General features: G+C 58.7%; 1 protein-coding gene and 1 pseudogene. Both read right to left on the bottom strand.

Translation table 11 applies throughout. The features are described from left to right. Positions 1 to 667: 667 nt before the first annotated feature. A complete protein-coding gene (locus tag EN742_RS28335; RefSeq protein WP_029354792.1) occupies positions 668 to 1,387 on the bottom strand; it encodes a GntR family transcriptional regulator in 720 nt (239 codons plus the stop codon). Between the two features lie 225 nt (positions 1,388 to 1,612). Next, positions 1,613 to 2,738, bottom strand: a pseudogene (locus EN742_RS28330) (IS256 family transposase). Positions 2,739 to 3,518: the final 780 nt, after the last annotated feature.

Below are 3,518 nucleotides of genomic sequence, written 5' to 3'. Positions count from 1 at the left end.
ATCTGAGATATTTTAGTACCGGAAGTGACAACGCGAGGTTGCTTTTTCAGCCTCTCGTACCGGCACCATTTAAAAGATAAAAAGCGCAGCGCGGATGCGCAGGAATATCATCCCGCCAAAGCCGCGGGCCAGATAATCAGCCAACCTTGGCGAGCTGGGAGCACCCCGAGCTTCCGTAATTGGTTGAAGCACTCGCCGGACCGAGGGCCGGCGTCCAATGTTAGTAGCCCCTTTCGCGAACACTCCGGCTAGTGGGTTTGTGTCAGAATGACCTCTCCCGGGATCGTATTCTGAGCGCTCAGTGAGGATGTATCTCGTTGTAGTCATCCCACCGGGCGATCTGGCGGAGAACCATGTGTGATCATGCAAGGAGTGATGCGAACGCAATCACGCTTGAAGGTTTTGACCCAGGCTTCCGACACGTCGCTGGAGTGGGGCGCTTCACGGGCGTGGAGCAAGTAACGCGGTCAGCGCAGAGGCGAAGGCGCGTGTTCCTTGCCGGTGTAGGGGTGCCATTTTCCGACAGGTCTCGATCGGATGAGGCACCCTCGTCGATCCGAAGCGTGTCTTGACCGCCTCCAGCATCATATCGCACGGGACCCGCAGCCCTCCTGCGACGGCCCAAGCCGAATGGCTCAGCTACTCGGCTGATGTCGGCGAAAATCGCTCACCAATACTTCTTTGTAAACGTGAAGTTTGCCAGCTGTCTCCTGCTCATATTTTGCAAAGCGCGCGACACTGCGCGCTGTTCTACATCAAGGTGGTTAGTCAATGCGGATGCCACTGCGCTCGTAGTCTTGCCGAGCTGAGGCATTGCGTCAGTTAGCCTTGCAAGACTGGTTCGAAAAGCCGGGGAAAGCTCAGACGCGGTTATTTCCATGCGAAGGGCATGAGAGCAGAAACAGAACTTGTCGATGATATGGCAGATTTCGCAATTACATGCCCCCAGAGCTATGTCAGTGAATATTTCTTCCGCTCGAAGAGCGAGCTCCGTTGGAGATAACTCACCAGAGGGGGCGGTTCGGTCGAGAGGGTGAGTCCGTGTACGAGTTAGGGCGAAGGTAAGTGTTTCGCGCGCCACCACATACGAGTCCAATAGAACCCACTCGACCAGAGGTCTCGTAAAGTAGCCCCTTTGAGGAAAGGACACGATCTTCCCTTCCGCTGCAAGTCGGATAAGTGCTTCGCGTATAGGAGTCCGGCCGATGTTGAGGTCGGACGCTAGCTCTTTATCGCTGAGATGCTGCCCCGGCATGTGGGATTTGCTGTAGAGCAATTGAAGTACCGCGTCGTAGGCTGCATCGGCTTTTGCGTTCTTCTTGGCTTCAATAGCCAAACTGGGCATTTCTGTCCGACGACATTGGGCCGCATTTTTGCAGAACCACATCTCTACGCTTCCCCTTTTTTCGACGTCCTTTGAACGTTCGATTAGCAGAATTTGAGTTTCTGCGGCGTGCTATTTCTCGACATCCGGACATGACGCATGCACCGCGCGCCGCCTCAGCTGCATACACCATGCGTATGAGGTGTGACCATGGCCAGCCGCGGCGCTCGGATGCGGAAGCCGGTTGTGTGCGTCAAGTTCTGCAAAAAGGGGCGGCCATGGTGCTGGTCATGCGGCTTGGCGCAGAGTGAGCTTCTTGTGCTCGCGCAGGCCTCCATCCAGTTTTCGTTGGTTTCGACGGCCAGCGCCCTGACGAGGCGTAGGCAGCTCTGTGAGTTTGGAAAGATGCGCACGATATAGGTGCGGCGCCGGATTTCCTCGTTGAGCCGTTCAAGCATGTTGGTGCTCTTGAGATGCTTGTGGTGCTGGCGTGGCAGACGAAAGAAGGTCAGCGTGTACTCGATGGTCTCCTCCACCCATGTCGTCAGTCGTGGGTAGCGGGCCGACCATTTGGAAAGCCATGCGGCGAGATCGGCCTTGGCCTCGGCGAGATCGCGCCGGTCGTAGAGCCAGCGCAGTTCCTGCAGGCAATCGTCGCCATGCTTTCTCGGCAGGTGATCGAGCACGTTCCTGAGGAAGTGCACGTAGCAGCGCTGCCATGCCGCTTCCGGGATCACCTCGCCGATCGCCGCGACCAGGCCGGCATGATCGTCTGACACGACCAGCTCGACGCCCTTGAGGCCGCGCGCCTTCAAGCCACGAGAAAGTCCCTCCAGGCCGAGCGGCTCTCACGATTGGCCATCTCCACGGCCAGGATCTGACGCCGGCCGTCCCAGTCGATGCCAACCGCGATCAGCACCGCCTGGTTCATGACGATGCCGGCTTCGCGCACCTTCTCGTAGCGAGCATCGAGGATGAGGTAGGCAAAAGGCTCTTGAAGCGGGCGCTCGGCAAACGCTTTCAGGCTCTCGTCCAGGCGTTTGTTGATGGCCGAGATGGACGAGGCCGAGAAGGCATGACCGCACAGTTCTTCCGTGATCGCCTTGACCTTGCGGGTCGACACGCCCTGCACATACATCTCCGCAAGCGTGGCCACCAAGGCCCGCTCCGAACGCTGGTAACGCTCGAAAAGCTCGGTGGAGAAGCGGCCGGCCCGGTCCTGCGGAACTCGCAGCTCAAGCTTGCCGACACGGGTGACAAGAGTGCGGCCATAATAACCCGAGCGATAGCCGAGCCGCTCCGGTGTGCGCTCGCCTTTCGAAGCACCCAGAGCCTCGTCCATCTCGGCCTCGAGCACCTCCTGCATCACCGCCCGGATCACTTCGTGCAGACCTTGCGGGTCCGAAAGCAGAATGTCTTTGACGGCGGCGCTGGCGGTCTTACTTTCAGTCTTGGGTCATGGTGGCGTTCCTTCGCGGGAATCAGGTGACGTTGAACATCACCAGCCTGCCATGACCGCCCCCTCTCAGCGAATTTGCAGAACTCTCAGCACACTACCGGGAAGCCTCAGAGGACCGGACGCGGAAAGATCTAGGAGGCGTTAGGCGCTCGATGCACCTGAGCTGCGCGCAAACCATTTCCTGCGCTCGTCGCTTCGCCACGCTAGACTAGCGGACTGCGCAACCCTGACCAGTTCCGCCCGGCGAGCGCTTACCACGGGGGCTTTGACCCACTCTCGGTGACATTTCTTTACAGCGCCGACTAACGGCCCTTAGCAGATCCAACTTGCCGCGGCCGTACATCTGTCGTTTCACCAGTTTGCGCTTGGCCCTCGCTTTGTTCGTAGACCATACTTCGGTGGTCGCCGCACGACGGCCGTCGTCACTAACGGAGCGACCGTTCTGACGGAACTTCCCGGGGTGGCATCTCTTGTCATTGCCCTCGGAGAGGCCCGGCTCCGACTAAAACTACACTTGGCGATCTGAAGAGCGAAAGGAAGGCTTCGCTGAAGGCGGTGTTGGCACCAACAGAGATCTTACCAAGCGTTCGCACAGCTATGCTTTGGTTCGCGAGGCATTGGGATTTCTGTGCCCCTTCAGACACTCGGCGATGCACTCACTCAGAAGAGCCATTGAAGGCATAAGCGTTGCCGGTCCAGGTTCGGCCAGGGCCCGCGCCGGAGCTGAGTAGGAGC

Origin of the sequence: Mesorhizobium sp. M4A.F.Ca.ET.020.02.1.1 (assembly GCF_004022645.1) — a bacterium.
GTDB lineage: Bacteria > Pseudomonadota > Alphaproteobacteria > Rhizobiales > Rhizobiaceae > Mesorhizobium.
The sequence above is the reverse complement of the archived record's forward strand: the minus strand, read 5'-3'. Positions and strand labels throughout refer to the sequence as shown.